At 48.7% G+C, this 17,572-nt stretch carries 15 protein-coding genes; 10 read left to right on the top strand and 5 right to left on the bottom strand.

All coding sequences use genetic code 11. The annotated features are described in order from the left end of the window. Positions 1 to 50 precede the first annotated feature (50 nt). Positions 51 to 1,310, top strand: a complete 1,260-nt coding sequence (locus GYMC10_RS28155; protein ID WP_015737596.1) for a hypothetical protein — start codon at positions 51 to 53, stop codon at positions 1,308 to 1,310. Beyond that, positions 1,310 to 4,288, top strand: a complete 2,979-nt coding sequence (locus GYMC10_RS28150; RefSeq protein WP_015737595.1) for a hypothetical protein — start codon at positions 1,310 to 1,312, stop codon at positions 4,286 to 4,288. Before GYMC10_RS28155 ends, GYMC10_RS28150 begins: the two co-directional genes overlap by 1 nt. Before the next feature lie 67 nt (positions 4,289 to 4,355). Here the strand turns inward: GYMC10_RS28150 and GYMC10_RS28145 are convergent, their stop codons facing one another. Then, positions 4,356 to 4,706: a winged helix-turn-helix transcriptional regulator gene (locus GYMC10_RS28145; RefSeq protein ID WP_015737594.1), complete on the bottom strand. Its 351-nt coding sequence runs from the start codon at positions 4,704 to 4,706 to the stop codon at positions 4,356 to 4,358. Positions 4,707 to 4,830: 124 nt separating this feature from the next. On the opposite strand from GYMC10_RS28145, the gene GYMC10_RS28140 reads away from it, so the two are divergent. Together GYMC10_RS28140 and GYMC10_RS28135 are read left to right on the top strand one after the other, a co-directional pair. Then, the gene (locus GYMC10_RS28140; protein ID WP_015737593.1) at positions 4,831 to 5,454 is read left to right on the top strand and encodes a nitroreductase family protein; all 624 of its coding nucleotides are present in this window, start codon (positions 4,831 to 4,833) and stop codon (positions 5,452 to 5,454) included. A gap of 124 nt (positions 5,455 to 5,578) precedes the next feature. Continuing rightward, entirely contained in the window at positions 5,579 to 6,400 is an 822-nt protein-coding gene (locus tag GYMC10_RS28135; RefSeq protein WP_015737592.1) for a DUF4362 domain-containing protein, read from the top strand. A gap of 158 nt (positions 6,401 to 6,558) precedes the next feature. Here the strand turns inward: GYMC10_RS28135 and GYMC10_RS28130 are convergent, their stop codons facing one another. Further along, positions 6,559 to 7,197 (bottom strand): nitroreductase family protein, encoded by a 639-nt coding sequence (locus tag GYMC10_RS28130; protein ID WP_015737591.1) that lies wholly within the window; start codon positions 7,195 to 7,197, stop codon positions 6,559 to 6,561. A 119-nt stretch (positions 7,198 to 7,316) separates the two neighbouring features. On the opposite strand from GYMC10_RS28130, the gene GYMC10_RS28125 reads away from it, so the two are divergent. After that, positions 7,317 to 7,676 carry a MerR family transcriptional regulator gene (locus GYMC10_RS28125; protein WP_015737590.1) on the top strand — a complete coding sequence of 120 codons (360 nt, stop codon included), beginning with the start codon at positions 7,317 to 7,319 and terminating at the stop codon, positions 7,674 to 7,676. Positions 7,677 to 7,814: 138 nt separating this feature from the next. On the opposite strand, the gene GYMC10_RS33375 is transcribed toward GYMC10_RS28125, so the two are convergent. Continuing rightward, positions 7,815 to 7,970 carry a MerR family transcriptional regulator gene (locus tag GYMC10_RS33375; RefSeq protein ID WP_410002350.1) on the bottom strand — a complete coding sequence of 52 codons (156 nt, stop codon included), beginning with the start codon at positions 7,968 to 7,970 and terminating at the stop codon, positions 7,815 to 7,817. Between the two features lie 124 nt (positions 7,971 to 8,094). Between GYMC10_RS33375 and GYMC10_RS28120 the strand changes: the two genes are divergently transcribed. The 4 genes from GYMC10_RS28120 (at position 8,095) to GYMC10_RS28105 (ending at position 14,096) form a co-directional block, all read left to right on the top strand. Continuing rightward, a complete protein-coding gene (locus tag GYMC10_RS28120; protein ID WP_015737588.1) occupies positions 8,095 to 8,463 on the top strand; it encodes a YybH family protein in 369 nt (122 codons plus the stop codon). A 443-nt stretch (positions 8,464 to 8,906) separates the two neighbouring features. After that, positions 8,907 to 12,923, top strand: a complete 4,017-nt coding sequence (locus tag GYMC10_RS28115) for a glycosyl hydrolase family 18 protein (RefSeq protein ID WP_015737587.1) — start codon at positions 8,907 to 8,909, stop codon at positions 12,921 to 12,923. Between the two features lie 148 nt (positions 12,924 to 13,071). Next, positions 13,072 to 13,482, top strand: a complete 411-nt coding sequence (locus tag GYMC10_RS28110) for a VOC family protein (RefSeq protein ID WP_015737586.1) — start codon at positions 13,072 to 13,074, stop codon at positions 13,480 to 13,482. 185 nt (positions 13,483 to 13,667) lie between these two features. Continuing rightward, positions 13,668 to 14,096 carry a MarR family winged helix-turn-helix transcriptional regulator gene (locus GYMC10_RS28105; RefSeq protein WP_015737585.1) on the top strand — a complete coding sequence of 143 codons (429 nt, stop codon included), beginning with the start codon at positions 13,668 to 13,670 and terminating at the stop codon, positions 14,094 to 14,096. A 47-nt stretch (positions 14,097 to 14,143) separates the two neighbouring features. Here GYMC10_RS28105 and GYMC10_RS28100 read toward each other — a convergent pair whose 3' ends face one another. Together GYMC10_RS28100 and cls are read right to left on the bottom strand one after the other, a co-directional pair. Then, positions 14,144 to 14,548 (bottom strand): VOC family protein, encoded by a 405-nt coding sequence (locus GYMC10_RS28100; protein WP_015737584.1) that lies wholly within the window; start codon positions 14,546 to 14,548, stop codon positions 14,144 to 14,146. Positions 14,549 to 14,671: 123 nt separating this feature from the next. After that, positions 14,672 to 16,120, bottom strand: a complete 1,449-nt coding sequence (gene cls, locus GYMC10_RS28095; RefSeq protein WP_015737583.1) for a cardiolipin synthase — start codon at positions 16,118 to 16,120, stop codon at positions 14,672 to 14,674. A 223-nt stretch (positions 16,121 to 16,343) separates the two neighbouring features. On the opposite strand from cls, the gene GYMC10_RS28090 reads away from it, so the two are divergent. Further along, positions 16,344 to 17,423, top strand: coding sequence for an AI-2E family transporter (locus GYMC10_RS28090; protein WP_015737582.1), 1,080 nt, complete (start codon positions 16,344 to 16,346; stop codon positions 17,421 to 17,423). Positions 17,424 to 17,572 lie beyond the last annotated feature (149 nt).

Here is a 17,572-nt window from a genome sequence, read left to right as displayed (position 1 = left end):
TCGATGAACGTCCGTGTGGATTTCATAGGGTTCAGAGGGAGGTACGAAAGATGGGCATTTTTGATATATTCAAGAAAAAACCGGAGCCGGAGCCAAGGCCGCTGTTCTATGATATTGTCTGCCCTTACTGTTTCAGTAAGTTCGCTCCGAAGGAGGTTGTCTTCCGGGCTGCCCACGACCGCGAGGATGACGAGGATTATGCGCTTGGGGAAGATGAGGAGCTGAATCGGTACCGTGAACGATTCGGGCTGGATTCGGTGTATGATATCGAAGCGATCATCCTTCCGAGCGATATCCCGGAGGAGCAGCACATTTATTCGGAACACGTCCTGGTTGGATTGAATGACCGTTACGGCATCGTCACGCGCAGACGGCTGTGCCCGAAATGCCACAATGAGCTGCCGGTTACCGCCGGGAAGGTGCCAAGCAACATTATCTCGATTATCGGTGCTTCGCAAGTGGGCAAATCGGTTTATATGACTTCGCTGATTCATACGCTGCAGCATACGACGGCAGATCATTTCGATGCGGCCTGCATGCCGCTGAATGCCGAGATCAGCCGCAAGTTCCGCACCGGCTATGAGGAGCCGTTGTTTGAACGCGGGGATTTGCTGGCGTCTACGCAGAAGGAGAAAATGCAGGAGCCTTTTATTTTCCAATTCGTGTTCAAGGATGAGTCGAAGCCGCCTTTGACGCTCGTATTTTTTGACGTGGCGGGCGAGGGCATGGTGGATGAGGATTATTTGGGGCTGCACGGACAGCATATCAAGAATTCCGCGGGCATTCTGTTTATGGTGGATCCGCTCCAAATTCGCTCCATTCGGGAAAAAATCCGTTTGAAATTCGGCGATCAGCCCGGAGAGTGGGTATCCCAGTATGATGAGCCGCGGGATGTCGTGCTGACCATGTTCGGCGATTTCATCGCGTATGAGGACAAGGGCAAGACGGATATTCCAACCGCAGTCGTCTTGACCAAGAGCGACATGCTTCACGCGCTTAAGGATGAGGATGGCGAATATGTGAAGCTGAACAGCAATATTTTTAACAATGTGGTGCACCGCAAGTTTTTGAATTTGACCGAGTTCGAAAATATTGACGGCGAAATCCGCCGTTTTATCGAAAAGGTCGACCGTCCGTTCAAAGGGACGATGGATGTATACTTTTCGAATACCGCCTATTTTGCCGTGTCGGCGCTGGGCAGCAACCCTGTCGATCAGAAGCTGCAGAGCGTGGTCAGCCCGATTCGGGTGGATGAACCGTTCATCTGGCTTCTGTACAAGCTGAAGTACATTCAGGGGAGGGAAGACTAGTGCCGGAATTCCCAACCCGAAACATACAGCAGCAGATGTACACGCGTGAGCGGCGAGGCATATTCCGCTCGGCCGAAGGTTTTGACACGGTGGCCCGTTCGTCCGGATTGGAGGCTTCCTTTATTAAAAAGGTGCTGCATCCCTTCTGCCAATACGAAGCACCTGCCGAGCTGACGGCGCGCAGTGAACGGGACGCTGCGTCTTATCCGGCTGCCCTTCATCTGTTCCATACCGAATCAGGGGAAACGGTGCTGGGCCGAAGCGTGTTTCAGCCTGCGGATTTCACGGGGCTGCGCAGCGCCTTTTTTACGCATCATTACGTCATTCCGGAAGGCTTCCATCGAGATGATCATAACGCTTACCGGACATGGCTTCAGGCCGCTTTTGCCGATCATTACGATATCGAAGAAGGCGTCGATCTGCCGCAGCTTCCTGCGATTCCGGTACAGGCCGATTCCCGGGCCGCTGTCTCGTCCGAGAGGACGCCAGCCTTGCTGCAGGAGCTTGGAATCGACGAGAAAGTATTCAAGCAGCTGATCTATGCCTGCATATCCGCGGCTGCCGGGAAGAAAAAGGTATACATCGTTCTGGATGTCCCGGTGGAACAGTTGTCCGCGAAGGCGGAGCAGCTGCTCTTTGTGCTGTTTGGCCGATTGCCCTATGCGCTGCGCCGGGTGCTTGGATTCGTAACTTATGCCAAGGAGCCGCAGAGCAAGAAGGGGCTTCATCTCATGTTCGTGGAGAAGGGCAGCCTGCGCCTGAATGACCGGAGCATCGAGAAGGATTACTTGTTTGAACTCGCTGCCGGCCGGGTCATCAATGCCGATCTGAAATGGTCCGAGCAGCCTTATCTTGATTTTGCTTGGGATACGCTGCTGGACCCGGATCGGTCCGAACGTTTTTTTGCCTTCGCCGAGCAAATGCTTACGGACATGGAGCCGATACATCAGATCTCGCTGGACAGCTATGATGATTTATGTATGCTGTTCCAGATCGAAGAAGGCCATGAAGGCCTGTACCATGAGCATAAACATGCCGTGCTGCGTGCTTCGCTGCTCTATCTGCAGCCGGCAGGCGCACTGGATGCGAAGCAACGTCTGGATCAGCTGTTTCTTGCCCTGTTTGCCAAGGAGTTCGAGCTCGTCAAAGGCGGGCATGTTCCGGATGCCGCGATCGCGGGATTCCTGAAGGATTATCATGGCATCAATCCCCGGCAGCATAACGATTGGATCGTGGAATATTTTATCCGCTCCTTAAATAATGCCTTATCGAAGCAGCGTCAGGATACGACTATGGCGATTTACGAGCTGTTGGAGAGCAGCCCGTCTTTAAGCCGAGCCTTTTATGCGAGGGTGCTGACCAGTCCGGGGCTGCCGGCGCTGATGTTCGATCCCTACATGAAAACGCGCATGAAGCAAGCGGCAACGCCTGCAGACCTCGTGGATTTGATCGGCTTGTGGGTTCGGAATCACCCTCTCCTGCTGGAGCAGGAGAATTATGTACGGCTTGCGGAAGCCCAGCTTATCGATAAGCTTCAGCAGGATTCCGACCCTGTGAGAACGGTCAATGCCGTACTGGATCAATTGGATGCGCTGGAACGCGATCCGCAAAAGGGAATCGGCCGTTATCAAGGCGGGCGTGCCTTTGCGGACCGGATGATCTATGCAGCCAATCTCTTTCTCTTGCGTGAGCTGGAGCCTGAGCAATTAAGCCAGAAGCAGCTGATGGATATCGGGTTCCTGCAAATGCCGAAGGAGTTCAAAGGCTGGGTAGAGCGGTTCGATTCCCGGATTCGGTCCAAAGCCGCGGTCATGCTGGCCCTTCACCAGTGGTCCGGCCATGAAGAGGTTAGAGCGGAAGTGCTGGCGGAACTCTCGGCAGAGGAACGGGAGCGCACCCAGCATATCATGCGGAAGTGGCTGCAGCATCATGTGGAGCCGTCCAATTTCGAGAGCATAACCTTGGCTTTCTGCACGGATATCAATTCCAGTGCGGTAGACTATCGGAGCTTGCTGGATTACTTGCACAGATACGGCAAGAGCCCGGACGTGGTATACCAATATATTCAGTGGTCTGCCGAGCAGCCGGTATTCGTTAGACCGCGCGGACTTGTTCCCGCTTATGCCGCCGCCATCATCGATTATTTCAAAATCCACGACCGCGAAGCCTTTAAAAATAAGGATTACGTAAAAACTTATTTCAGTTCGCCTGCACCCATCCTCAAACCGGTGTATGCGCAGGTTAAGGCCGAGTTGGCTTCGCCGTTGGTGCAATGGTTTCGCCGGCATTCGCGGTTCGTAAAAATCACTTCTTCCTTGCTTGTGGTAATCGTTGTTGCTGGCGCTGCCTTCATGATGATCCAAAACGGCAAAGGTCCCGCGGACGGCGATGCCAATCCGAATCCGGCCGTTACGCCGCCGGTTACGGTACCGCCGGCTTCTTCCGAGACCATAGATGAGCAGCCTTTATTAACGGCGACGGTGGTGGAGGAAGGTGAGCAGGCGGGAAGCACCGAGCTGAATTTCCATTTTAAACAGCCGGCGGCTTGCCGGGATTTCAGTGTGGACAAATTACAGATTATAGGCAAGGATGGAAGCACGCTGCTTGAAGAGGCCAGTCCTGAATTATCGCGGGTGTGCGCGGATGAAGCCACAGGGGAAGCCGATGCTGCTGATCCGTCAGGATCCGAGACGGATTCATCCGGGAACCAAGCGGATCCGAATAGCGGGACAACAGAAGGGGAAAACACGTCTGATCCTGTTGAAGGTGAGGATGTGGAGACCTCGGATGACCTTGGCACCGTTCCGGCAAACCCGGCTGGTACGAGTCAGGTCACCGTGAAGCTGGATCAGGCGCTTGACGTATCCCTAGTCGAGAAGGTCGTAGTGGATGGCGTCTCGTATGAGCTGTCCTCCGAAAGCGCGCTTTCGGAGGAGCAAGAGCAGACTCCCGAGAATGAGACGGATGAAGGAGTTTGAACATAGAACGAGCAGACGAATGATTGTCTGCTCGTTTTTTTTCGCGCCACTATGTATGCACGACCACTTATTCATGCTGGCGACAGATTTGTTCTTCTCTTTCGAGGTTTTGTAAGGTTGCGTAGGTGTTGCCCCATTCACACATGGTATGTAGTACAGGCACGAAGGATTGGCCCAGCTCAGTTAAACTGTATTCTACCTTAGGCGGTACTTCTTTAAATACTTCTCTTCGGACAAGCTCATCTTTTTCCAGCTGCTTTAATTGCTCGGTTAAGACTTTCTGCGTAATGGTCGGCATGAGCAGGTAGAACTCCTTAGTTCTCCTTGGCTTTTGACTCAGAAAGAAGAGAATTAAGCATTTCCACTTTCCTCCTACCGTGTTCATAAAAATATTGATTCCCGTGTTGAGGCTGTTCATTATGTATTCCTCCTGAATAGGCACATAAAGGTGGCTAACCCACTTTATTGTGCGTTATTTTCTGCCACTGTACGGTCCATTATAATCGGAATGTGAAGCAAATAAAACATATGGAGTGAGCACAATGAGTGTGAGAGATATATTAGAGCAAAGACGTTCTGTCAGGCATTATGACCCCCATTATAAAATGGAATCGGAAACGTTGGCGGCTTTGATTGAAGGAGCCAGTAAATCGCCCAACGGAAACAATATACAAGCCACACGGTACCTGGTTATCGACGAACCGAATTTAAAAAACGTGTTACTCCCCATTGCCTTTCATCAGCAACAGGTAATAGAAGCGTCGGCTCTAATCGTTGTACTGGGCGATTATCAAGCATTTGAAAAAGAGAATATTATACATATCCATGAAGAAGGATTTCAAAAGGGTTATTTTGACGCATCATTAAAAGATTATTTAGCCAGCGCGGCTATTCAATATTATCTAAATAAATCCAAAGAAGATTTAAAGCTCGAATTAGTAAGAGACGCAAGCCTGGCGTCTATGTCGTTAGTCTTACTGGCGAACGAGGCGGGTCTCCATACGATTACCATGTCCGGGTATGATTCCGAACAATTAAAGTCAACCTTACAGATTTCTGACAGGTATGAAGATGTGATGCTTATAGCCATTGGGAAAGGAATTAAACAAGGTCATAAAACCGTTAGACACGATGTGGGCAAAATCATGTATACAAACAAAATATAATTCATGGCATGAAATATTGGCTTGCTTGTTGTTTGTTCATGCAGCGGGTGGAACAAAATAGGATAAACATCCGTCTAATAGTTACGCCGTCTCCGACGTATTTCTATTAGGAGGGAATAGAAGGATGAGAAAAGGCCTGGTTGCTGCAGCACTTTTAGCGGTATGGATCGTGTTAGGTTGTTTCGAGAAGGAACAGGCAGTTCCGATCATAGATGAGGCCATGGATGTGATCAGCCAACATGGTGTGAACGTGAAAAATCGGGGGAAACTGGATGCCTTTATCGATCAGCCGGAGGGAACGCAGCGAGTTGTACATTATACGATTGAGGGCGATCCTGTATTTCATGAATTGAATCATATCGGAGATCGAATTGAGCTGCGTTATGACAATAGGTGGGACAGGGAAGGGAATCAACAAGTTACTACCCGTATGTGCAGCGAACTGAAGCGAGTCGAGACGGATACTTATCTGAGTTATACGCTGACTGGTTGTGACGGTGAACGTTCTGAGGTGGATATCCTGCGAATGGAGTATGAGCTTAGGCCGAAGGTAACGTTCGACATGGAATTGAGGTTCGGCGTTAATCAGAGGAACGAAATCAATACAAAGGAACGAACCGTCGTGAAGGATCTTCAGAATGGAGAGACTGCGACGATCCGCAATTTCGAATTCACCGATAAGGACCGTCAGAGCATCTATAAGGCGTTGGTGCTTGCCGATTATCAAGAGGACAAATCCTTAATAACTGCATGCAATAAAAAGCCGCATGAGAGCTTTGACCTGACGGTCAAGATAGCGAATGGAAGTTACCACTTTGCATGGAGCGAATGCGATAAGAGCGAAGACGGTAAACGGATGACCATGCTGGTTGATGATATCATCGGCATGGTGGAGGAGCGGGAGGAGTATAAGCAATTGCCTGCTGTGCAAGGATATTACGAATGAGGACCCAACGATGTTACCTCGGCTGCTTGTTTAACCATCATAAGCAGCCGATCACAATGACCGGCTGCCGTTTTCTTTTAGATTGAGTTTTTCGGTTTGCATAAACCTACGGTTTGAGTCTGATGTTATTTTGAAGAGGAATCGACTACGGATCATGGTTATCTCCAGAATGTAATCTTGTCAGGCACTAATCGAACGGACTCATGCCCATCTTCCTTGGCTTTTCCTAATGAAATAATCATGACTGGAGCATAGCGTTCTTCATCTAAATCGAATGCTTTGGCTAACTGATCAGCTTCAAAGCCTGCCATTGGATTCGTGTCATACCCATGCGCACGAGCTACTAACATGAACTGCATGGCAAAGAGGCTGCTATCGATTTTTGCAATTTCAACTTTCATTTCTCTTGATAGAGTCGGAAACAGGGATAGAATGGTTTCGAGTTGACGATCTCGTACTTCTGCCGGCATTTTTCCTTGTTCCACAGCCGTATTGTAAATTTCTTCAGCATATAAATAGCTTTGGGTATCGCCAAAAATCAATAACATGGCTGATGAAGTATCATTCTGTAACGTATTGAACCTCACAAGAGGTCTTAGCTTTTCTTTTCCTTCCGGAGTATCGACCACAATTACACGCCAAGGCTGCATATTAGCAGAGGATGGAGCCAAACTGGCTTCCGAAATCATGTCGCTCATCTCTTCTTTCGATATTTTAAAGTTCTCATCATAATTACGGACAGAACGTCGGCCCATAACGATATTGGCGAAATCGTTGTTTTGAATATGGTTAAACATAGAACCTCTCCTTTTGATAACATTGATTTTTTTTGACATTGTGGATGTCGTTCGTTATCATATTTCGTATTATGAACTATGAACCTAGGTTTATAGCAAGAAATAAAAGAGGTCCTATTATGAAAATAAACGAGGTTTCAAAATTAACGGGTCTGCCCATATCGACGTTGAGATTCTATGAACGTAAGAACCTAATTCCGGACACATTTGTTAAACGAGATGCAAATAATTATCGAATTTATTCCGAAGAGATTGTGGAGTTTCTAGATGATGTGAAGGTACTTTTATCGGTAGATTTTTCTATAGAAGAATTAAGTTTGTTAGTCAATCAACAACTTAACCTGTCATACGAGGCAAAGACGAAAATGGTAGAACAAAAAATCAAAGAAATTGAAGAGATCCAGAAGCGATTGAAAAAGTCGAAGACATTCTTGAATGCCGTCTTGGAAGGAAAGGCGAATTTTCAAACCAAGTGTTAAAGTAAAAGTATGTGAACGATACGATAAGGGCTGCGATATCTTTAGGGATGCTCGCAGCCCTATTATTAAGGGATCCGATCATGACGATTGGTCAGATTTTGTTGATCATTCAACTAATAACCATACACGCGGAATCACTCATGGATGTGTCCAATCATGAACTAACAGTCTTCGTAACACCATACATTGATCTGGTTGCCATATGGATCGTAGGTGTGGAACTCCTTTAGATTCATAGAAACGAAGCGCACTGGGGACCATGCCGGTGCGTTCTGCGAATTGAGCGATGCTCATCATGGGCGTTCACCTGTTGTTTTTTGAGAATAAAATTGCCTACATATCATACCATAAAGATTGCTAGAATCGTGGCGTGGATCCTGAAGAATACGTAGGATATAAGATAGGGAGGTGCGAAACAATGTCATATCAAAAAGCATTTGAGGCCTACATAGCGGCTACGAATACGCATGATTTTGATCAGGTAGCCCGGCTGCTGGATGAGGGAGCGGTGTATTGGTTCTCGGACCGGAGCTGCTGTTGCCTGGAGGAAATCAGGGCCTATTTCGAGCACGCTTGGGACGTCATTCGAGATGAGGTGTACCGGGCGGAGGACGTGGTGTGGATTGCGACTGATGTACATTCGGCTGTTTGTATTTATACTTATCGCTACGAGGGGTATTTTCAGGGGGAATTCACGACCGGGAGCGGGAGAGCAACGAACGTATTCGTTCGAGATGCCGACGGCGCATGGAAATTAAAGCATGAGCATCTAAGTTCAATGGGATGAATCGGCCGTCACCTGTTACATAGGAAACAGAAGAAGAGCCTTTGGAGGGCTCTTTTTTGTAGATTGAATTTATTAACAGAATATAAAATTACAAGAATTTATCCCATGTCTATGGAAATGTATCCCTTCTCAATCGATGGCGCAGGTTCCATGATACAACTATATGAATATGGATTGAACAACATGGATTTCATTGAAAGGGGGCCGTAGTAGAGCGATCGAGCAAGTGAGTGTAGGTATGGAGCGACAAGGGGGAGGGATGAATTTTACATAGTTAAGTTCACCTGGATTGGTAACCGCTTTCAAAAACGAATGGATTTCGAGCGATATGCGAAGCTGGGCAAGTCATCAAGGATACCACCCGGGTGACACCAAGAGGAACAGACATTCATGGAAATGCTGTATCATTTGCAATCGAAATTTAATCGACAGAGGTGAAAACGGTGATACCCTATATCACGAAGAGACGCCCAAAATGGGTACTGTGTTTTTTGGCCCTTATTCTCATGTTTACCCCACTGCTTCATGCGCCTGCATCCTATGCAGCAGAAGGCGCATCTCCTTCAGAAATTGCCGCAACGAGCTCCGGCATCGATCCGGTGACGGTAACTAGCTCGACCTATGGCTCCCAGGATCGGCTGGCACCGCAGAATCTGCGAATTGTGCAAGACTCCATCACGGCCACCGAAGCAACGATACTATGGGATTACGACAAAAATAATCCGCAGCATACGTTTGATATTGATGTCTGGAACGCCGTGGATGATGCATGGTATACATGGGGGAACGGCGGAAGCCGGACCCTGGATGATTTGAAACCCAACACAACCTATAAATTATACATTACATGGTATGAGAGACCGTCTCAAGGTCCGGACCAACGGCATAAGAGTAATGTAATCGAGTTTACTACGCTGGATGGCGAGGTTAAGCCTCCAAAAACGTCCGCTCCCCAGAATCTGCGATTAGTGGAGGTAACGCATAACCAGGCTACCTTTGAATGGGATTTCCTCAAGGGAGACAAGAACGATATCGATGTCTGGAATGCAGATACGGATGCTTATATCACGTGGGGAAATTTAACCACGCATGCTGTTACAGGGCTTAAGCCCGAGACAACCTACCGCATATATATTACCTGGTATGACCACAGGCCCTCAAAGGATATGAAGAGCAATATTCTTGAATTCACGACCACCGCGGATCAAACCGTATATGAACAAGCTCCGATTTCACCTCCGAGTTACCTGAAAGTAACGGACGTTTCCCAGAAATCGGTGACATTAAATTGGGGAGCAAGCTCAGGAGCTACCGGATACGAGCTGTATGTGGACGGCCATAAAGTCGATACTTTGGAAACGGTGACGTCGGTCACGTACTCCCTGGACCCAACAGCCAATCGCGATTATATCTTTGAAGTTACTGCTCAAAAAGCATTGCAGGGACAGAACCCGGAAACTTCGGTGAAGAGTAACGCTGTACATTTAAAATGGGGAGAGCTCGCTGCACCAAAGGGGCTGCAGGCTGTTACAGCTACAAGGTCTACCGTCTCCTTGGGATGGGCTCCGGTTCCGGGAGCAACGGGCTATCATATTTATCAGGACGGAAATAAGGTGGCGACAAGCAGCGAGAACCGGTTTGTGGCTGCCGGATTGCAGGAAGGTAAAACGTATTCGTTCCAGATCATCGCTGTAAATCGTTTATGGACATCGCCGATCAGTCAAGCGATTATTGTTATACCAGGCAGCAATTATAATAATATTACCTACTACACCTCTTGGTCAGCACTACCAGCCGAACGGAATTTCTATCCGTCCGATCTTGACGTTTCTCAAATCACGCATATCAATTATGCGTTTGCTGATTTGTGTTGGAAGAAGTTCGGAAGCACGGTAAGAGCATGTGAAGACCCGAAGGTTCCGCTGCAAAATCGATACGTGTATGATGGCGAGATGATACTTGGCGATCCCGAAAAGGATTTCGAAAATTTCCAAGCTTTCGAATCCGTCAAAGCCGCTAATCCGCATTTGAAGCTTATGATATCGGTTGGCGGCTGGTCCTGGTCCAATCATTTCTCCAACATGGCCAAGACCGAAGAAACACGCCGGGCCTTTGCGAATTCCGCGGTGGATTTCCTCCGAGAATACAAATTCGATGGTTTGGATATCGATTGGGAGTATCCTGTTGAAGGCGGGGAAGACGACAACTCCCGAGGACCGGAGGATACGGAAAACTTCACATTGTTAATGAAGACCGTTCGCGAGGCGCTGGATGCTGCCGGATCAGAAGACGGGAAGTACTATCTGCTGACGATTGCTTCCGGGCAGGGCGATAATTTCGTTAAAAATGCCGATCTTGCGAATTCCGTGACGTATCTCGATTTCATCAATATCATGACTTATGATTACAGCGGCAGCTGGGAGACGTTGGGTCACCATAATGCACCGCTGTTCTTTGACCACAAGCATCCAAGAGCCGCCTCCTCCGCTCCGAGAAATCATGTGCTCGGCGGTTTGTTGGGCCATCTGAACGGCGGGGTGCCAACGCACAAGCTGATCGCCGGGGTGCCATATTACGGTAAAGGCTGGGATGATTGCCCGCCTACCGGCCAATATCAGACTTGCAAAGGCGGATCCGCATTAAAGACATGGGAAGCGGGCATTTTCGATTTCAGCGATCTCGAGAATAACTACATCGACAAGAACGGTTATAAGAGATACTGGAACGAATCCGCCAAAGTTCCATACCTGTACAATGAGCAAAATAAAGTGTTCATCACTTACAACGATAAGGACACCATGAAGTATACGGCTTCCATCGTGAAATCGCTGGATATCGCAGGCGTCATGAGCTGGGATATCAGCGGCGACCGCAATAAGACGCTGACGACCCAACTCGTTCACGATCTGCCGATCAACGGCAAAGCCAATGCATCGGCACTCCCAGCTCCAGGGAATCTGTCCAAGGTAAGCGCCGATTCCGGCTCCATCCAGCTGAAATGGGATGCCGTGACGGGAGCAACGGGATATGAAGTGTACGTGAATCATGCGTTGTCCGGCTCGGTAGCAACGAACGGTTATACCGTGAAGGGCCTCAGCCCCCTAACGAATTACAAGATCCATGTGCTTGCCGTGGATCGAACGGGAGATGAGATCAACCGCGTCTCCAGCGCTTCGAATCAGCTGAGCATCACGACTTCGGGCAACGGCTCCGGTGGCTCTGAAGGCGGAGGAGGCTCCGGCGGATCCGGTTCTACAACGCCATCGACGCCACAGCCGCCTAAAGGCAAGGATCAACTCGAAGCAAACGTTGTGCTTGAAGGAGATAAGGCTCTAGTTACCGTGCCTGCGGCTGCGGCAGTTAACAGCATTAACCATTCGCAATCCTCCAACTTCCAGCTCCATGCGGGTGCGGGCGCGAAGCAGGCGGTGCTGGAAATTCCGCAAGAAGTGATTGCGGCCATTGCGAAAAAAGGGGCCAAAGCCAGTCTGTCCGTATTCCTAAACGGTACGGAATACCGGATTCCGGCTTCGCTCATCTCGGTTTCCGGGCCGGTGAGAGTCTCGATTGTGGCTCCAGATAATAAGGACGCAGCAAGCCTAGCCGCCTTGCTTCAAGGGAAAGAAACACTGGCGAGTCCGCTGCAGTTCAAGCTTGAGCAAGTACACGCGGATAAAACGGCAACCGAGCTGACACGCTTCGGGAAATCCCATGTCAGCGAGTTTGTTACCTTGGATGCGAAAAAGATAAATATAAAACGTGCGACCGGAGTGGTCTATATACCGGGTACAAACGAGCTTCGATCCGTTCCGACATTGTTTAAAGTGAATACGGACGGCACGGTGACCGTTGAAATCAAGAAAACCGGCAGCGGCGTTTATGCGCTGGTACAGCAGGACATCCGATTTAGTGACGCGATTCCTTCATGGGCACGGGAAGACGTGGCGCAAGCTACCGCCAAAATGATCGTATCCGGAGAAAATAACGGTTCGTTCGGTGCAAATAAAAACATTAGCCGTGCCGAGATCATCTCCATCCTGGTGAAAGCGCTGGGTCTATTGCCTGACGACAAGGATTCCAGCTTCAAGGATGTGGATCCGAAATCCCGATATGCCAGAGAAATCGCGGCTGCCAAAGCTGCAGGACTGGTGAAGGGACGCACAGGCGATATCTTTGATCCCAACAGCTTGATTACGCGCGAGGAATTGGCGGTTATTCTAAGCAATGTGCTGGAGTATGCCGGTAAGAAGAATGATGAAGCTAACAAAGGCCTGTTAAACAAATTCAAGGATCACTCCAGGGTTTCGTCCTATGCGAAGTCTTCTGTCGCCTTTGTCGTAGAACAGAAGATAATGCTGGGGGTGTCTGCTACCAAGCTGGATCCGCAATCTCACGTAACCAAAGCTCAAACGGTCGTAACGGTTATGAGATTACTGCGTGCAGCGGAGTTATCGAACTAATATGACGGTATAAGAGAGCGGAGGCCATTTTACGGATGTGTTTTTCACGGAATTGGACGAATACTGGCTTGAACATAGCAAGCGAAAAGAAATGCCATGCCGCTGCCCATGCTAAGATGAATCTATCAAATGGATGAGGTGATCGTAGATGGCATTGAAAATCGATAATATTTTTGTGAATCTTCCGGTTAAGGATCTGGAGAAAACGAAAGACTTTTTCTCGAAAATCGGTTTTGAGTTTAATGAGCAGTTTACGGATAAGAATGCGGCCTGCCTGGTCATAGGCGATAACATCTTTGCCATGCTGCTCACCGAGGATTATTTCAAGACGTTCACCAAGAAAGATCTGTCGAATGCGGCCAACACAACGGAAGTGATTCTGGCGCTGTCGGCAGAAAGCCGGGAGCAGGTGGATGACATCGTGAACGCTGCGCTGGCTGCTGGGGGATCGCCTTCCAACGACCCGGTGGATCACGGTTTTATGTACGGATGGAGCTTCCAGGATCCGGACGGACATCTATGGGAAGTCATGTACATGGATCAGAGCCATGTTGAATAAAGCAGCGTTATCCTAAGCAGGATCGCAACCTGAACGACATATCCTAATAGAATGAAGCGGCAGATGACTCCAAGAGACGGGGGGAAACTGCCGCTTTACTTTTATTTCGAAATCCACTATATTTGTATGTGCAAACAATATGTGGTGTTTCAACATGATGAACTTCAGCGAAAGAGGTAACCGTTATGCTCAATACGTATATCAAGGAATGCCTTTACTTCACAGCCAATCGCCTTAGCCGGGTCATTACCAAGATGGCCGAAGACGAGTTTGCCGCAAGCGGATTGTCGCCTACGTATGCATATCTGCTTATGGCTGTATATGAGAAGGAAGGAATCTCGCAGAAGGAATTAGGCGAAATTCTTCACCTCCAGCCATCCACCGTAACCCGACTGATTGAGAAGCTGGCCGCTAAAGGGCTGGTATACAATCGGGTGGAAGGAAGGATGTCGCTGATCTATACGACCGATAAAGGAAAGGCTCTTGAGAAAGTAATACACGAGTGCTGGAACAATCTGCGTAGTCGATACGGCGATATTTTAGGCAATGCCCAAGGGGATGAATTATCCCTGCGTCTATACGAGGTCAGCGATCGATTAGAGAATAAGGACTGAACGCAAAAAAGGCCCTTCAAGCCAAACTTGAAGGGCCTTTTCTAAGATTAATTGGCTTGGACTTCCGTCGTGACCTGCCATAACACGCCGAACTTGTCTTCCAGCACCCCGAACAGCGCTCCCCAGAATTGAGTCTTCAGCGCATCAATCACCTTGCCGCCCTCGGCCAAGCGGTCAAAAGCTTCATGGGCTTCGGCATCGCTCTCAAACGACAGGCTTAGATGAATTCCGTTCCCACGCTCCAGGGTTTGGAAGATCGAGTCCGACATAAAGATCGGGATTCCTCCGGCTACCAGACTCAGATGCATAACCTTGTCTTTCAATTCTTCCTTGGTTCCGGGAACCTCGCCATGGGTTTGCACGGATAAGATTTCCCCTCCCAGTGCTTGGGTATAAAATTCAGCCTGCGCTTTTGCATCCTCAGAGAAAATATACGGTGTCAGTTTAGCCACGTTCAACATCCTTCCCAGGTTTTAATATGATCGATTCGTTTTCCTTGGTTTTAGTATAAATGGTCTCTGGCCCTCACATTTCTTCTGGATTGCTAAATGATACGGCAGCGTCTCGGGGTTGTCCTATAGAATAGGCGACAACAGGCGGGAGATGGACTCCTTGAACTTGATCCACCGTGAACGCTCCAGATACTGCTTCATCGTAAGCTGGCTGGATACCCGCAGATCCTGGTGGAAGATGTGGGTCAACTGTTTCGATATATGCTCATCGTACAGGAATGCGTTCACTTCGAAATTCAGCTTGAAGCTTCGAACGTCGATATTCGCCGTGCCCACGGATGAAATCTTCTCATCGATGATGATCGTCTTGGCATGAATAAAGCCATTATTGTAGAGATACACATTAGCCCCGGTACCCAGCATTTCCCCGATATAAGATAAGGTAGCCCAATACACGAAGGGATGATCCGGTTTATCCGGAATCATCAGATGCACCTCTACGCCGGAAAGCGCCGCAATACGCAGTGCATCCAGGAGGCTGGCGTCCGGGATAAAATAAGGCGTCTGAATATGAATCGATTTCTTGGCGGACGAAATCATTTTGATATAACCGTTCTTGATGTGTTCATATCGGGAATCCGGACCGCTGGTAACAATCTGAATCCCGACATTGCCGGGCGAATTGATCTTGGGAAACAGATTCGATTCGTAAGTGATATCGTTATGATGCGAAGCCTGATTCCAGTCCAGAATGAAGCGAACCTGCATCGCATAAACGGCCTCGCCTTGGATGCGCAGATGCGTATCCCGCCAATACCCGAACCTGGAGTTGAGGCCCAGGTACTCGTCCCCGACGTTGAAACCGCCGACATACCCGATATTGCCGTCGATGATCGCCAGCTTTCGGTGATTCCGGTAATTCAGCCGCAGGTTAATGAAGCGCAGCTTGGACGGGAAGAAGGCCTCGGCTTCTCCGCCGGCTTCGCGGAATGCCTTGAAGAAGCCTTTGGTTAGTTGACGCGATCCCAGCTCATCGTATAGAACACGGACCTTCACGCCTTCATTAGCCTTTTGGGTCAACAGGGAGATTAGCTTCTTGCCAAGCTCGTCGCGGCGGATAATGTAGTACTGAATATGTATATAGTCTTTGGCTTCCTCGATATCCTGAAACAACCGTTCAAACTTCCTGCGTCCATCCGTAAAAATTTCAACATGGTTGTCGTCCGTAAGGATCGCCTGGTTCTCATTGATATGCATATGGATCAAATCGCTGTTGTCCGCCGCCGCTTGATTGGTAAACGGGTATTCGCCGTTGTTCATCCCTTCCATTTGGGACAGCAATACTTTCTCGATGCCGGTTTTTTGCAGATCGTCCCAATGAAAGAGACGGATTCTTCTTAAATTCTGGGCGAACAGCAAGTACAGCACAAAGCCCAGAATCGGGATAAAGGATAGCACCAGCAGCCATGCCCAGGTGGAGCCGGCATCCCGCCGTTCCCTGAAAACCACGAACATGGAGAACACGATATTCAGAACGATGATCAGACCAAGAATGATGGATGTAACATGCATGTTTATGATATCCTCCTACACTATAGCCTTGCCCTAGCAATCCTTCATATTATACGTGAGGCGTTAGAAGAAGTATATATCGGCGGCATGGAGTGAAACCGAAAGGTCCTAAAACGTTGGCGGCTAGGATAAGGCCTCTTGTAACGAATATAGAAGGAGCCATTTGAATCCGTACTCGTTGTCATGATACGATGGTGAAAAAATAGGAGAAGGGGCATGCTTTTTGCTGAAAATGAACAAGTTTTTCAAATTGTGTCTTGCCGTGATCCTGGTGCTGACCATCATTTATTTGGGATCGCTGGTGGATTTTATATTCAGACCCGTACTTTCGTTCTTCTCCATCATCCTCGTGCCGTTGATGCTGTCGGGATTCTTCTATTACCTGCTCAGACCGCTGGTTGATCTCCTCGAAAAACGCAAGCTAAATCGCTCGCTGGCCATCCTGCTCCTGTATGTCGTGTTCGCGGGCATCCTTACCGGCTTTATCCTGGGCGTATGGCCATCGCTGCGCGATCAGATCGTGGCTCTCGTACAGAACGCTCCAGCCTTGTTTGCCAAGCTTGGCGAGCAGCTTCAGGAATTGGAGAATAACGGCTTTTTCCAGGATATTTTTCCGGAGAACGCCAACCCGCTTACACAGCTCACCGATTATTTGAATCAAGGCTTCACGTTCCTGACGAATTATATTATGAATCTGTTCTCGTTCGTGTCGAATTTTGCCATCGTATTGTTTACGTTCCCGATTCTCCTGTATTACATGCTGAAGGAAGGCGGGAAATTCGGGAAGATGGTGGTCAGCTTTTTGCCTGACCGATTCAAGGGCGAGGGAGCCTCGGTGCTGGATGAAATCAACAATGCACTCAAAGGCTTTATCGTAGGCCGGGTTCTCGTCAATTTGGCGCTGGGGGTTTTGATGTATATCGGATTCCTGATTATCGGCCTGCCTTATGCGCTGTTGTTGACGGTCGTGGCGGTCATCGCGAATTTCATACCGTTTATCGGCGCCATTCTATCCGCGATCCCGATCGTGATTATCGGCTTTATTCAGTCCCCGGGAACCGCGATCTGGTCCCTTGTCGTCATTCTGGCGGCCCAGCAGATTCAGGATAACCTGATTGGTCCGTATATCTTCGGCAAACAGCTGGCGATCCATCCCATTACCATCATTATCCTGGTGCTGGTAGGGCAGGATCTTGGCGGGATTATCGGAATTCTGCTGATCGTACCGATCTATATGATCATTAAAATTATCGTAACCAGAGTGTACCAGCTGTTCTTTAAGGAGAAATGGAAAAAGGCTTAAGCCGTGGGATAGGGAGACGGCTTTTAGCCGCATATTAAAGCCGCCCAAGAGCGAGGAATCGTTCTTGGCGGCTTTTTATATATTTGGGGTGCACAGGAGCTTGACAACGATAAGAAAATTATATAATCTTAAAATAAAGATATTAAATT

This window comes from Paenibacillus sp. Y412MC10 (assembly GCF_000024685.1).
GTDB lineage: Bacteria > Bacillota > Bacilli > Paenibacillales > Paenibacillaceae > Paenibacillus_AQ > Paenibacillus_AQ lautus_A.
The sequence above is the reverse complement of the archived record's forward strand: the minus strand, read 5'-3'. Positions and strand labels throughout refer to the sequence as shown.

Bases quoted from the DNA above. Each gene is read 5' to 3' on its own strand.
- cls (WP_015737583.1), bottom strand. From the start codon at position 16,120: ATGCATGTTACATCCATCATTCTTGGTCTGATCATCGTTCTGAATATC.
- GYMC10_RS28155 (WP_015737596.1), top strand. From the start codon at position 51: ATGGGCATTTTTGATATATTCAAGAAAAAACCGGAGCCGGAGCCAAGG.
- GYMC10_RS28135 (WP_015737592.1), top strand. From the start codon at position 5,579: ATGAGAAAAGGCCTGGTTGCTGCAGCACTTTTAGCGGTATGGATCGTG.
- GYMC10_RS28140 (WP_015737593.1), top strand. From the start codon at position 4,831: ATGAGTGTGAGAGATATATTAGAGCAAAGACGTTCTGTCAGGCATTAT.
- GYMC10_RS28130 (WP_015737591.1), bottom strand. From the start codon at position 7,197: ATGTTTAACCATATTCAAAACAACGATTTCGCCAATATCGTTATGGGC.
- GYMC10_RS28145 (WP_015737594.1), bottom strand. From the start codon at position 4,706: ATGAACAGCCTCAACACGGGAATCAATATTTTTATGAACACGGTAGGA.
- GYMC10_RS33375 (WP_410002350.1), bottom strand. From the start codon at position 7,970: ATGAGCATCGCTCAATTCGCAGAACGCACCGGCATGGTCCCCAGTGCG.
- GYMC10_RS28110 (WP_015737586.1), top strand. From the start codon at position 13,072: ATGGCATTGAAAATCGATAATATTTTTGTGAATCTTCCGGTTAAGGAT.
- GYMC10_RS28120 (WP_015737588.1), top strand. From the start codon at position 8,095: ATGTCATATCAAAAAGCATTTGAGGCCTACATAGCGGCTACGAATACG.
- GYMC10_RS28105 (WP_015737585.1), top strand. From the start codon at position 13,668: ATGCTCAATACGTATATCAAGGAATGCCTTTACTTCACAGCCAATCGC.
- GYMC10_RS28125 (WP_015737590.1), top strand. From the start codon at position 7,317: ATGAAAATAAACGAGGTTTCAAAATTAACGGGTCTGCCCATATCGACG.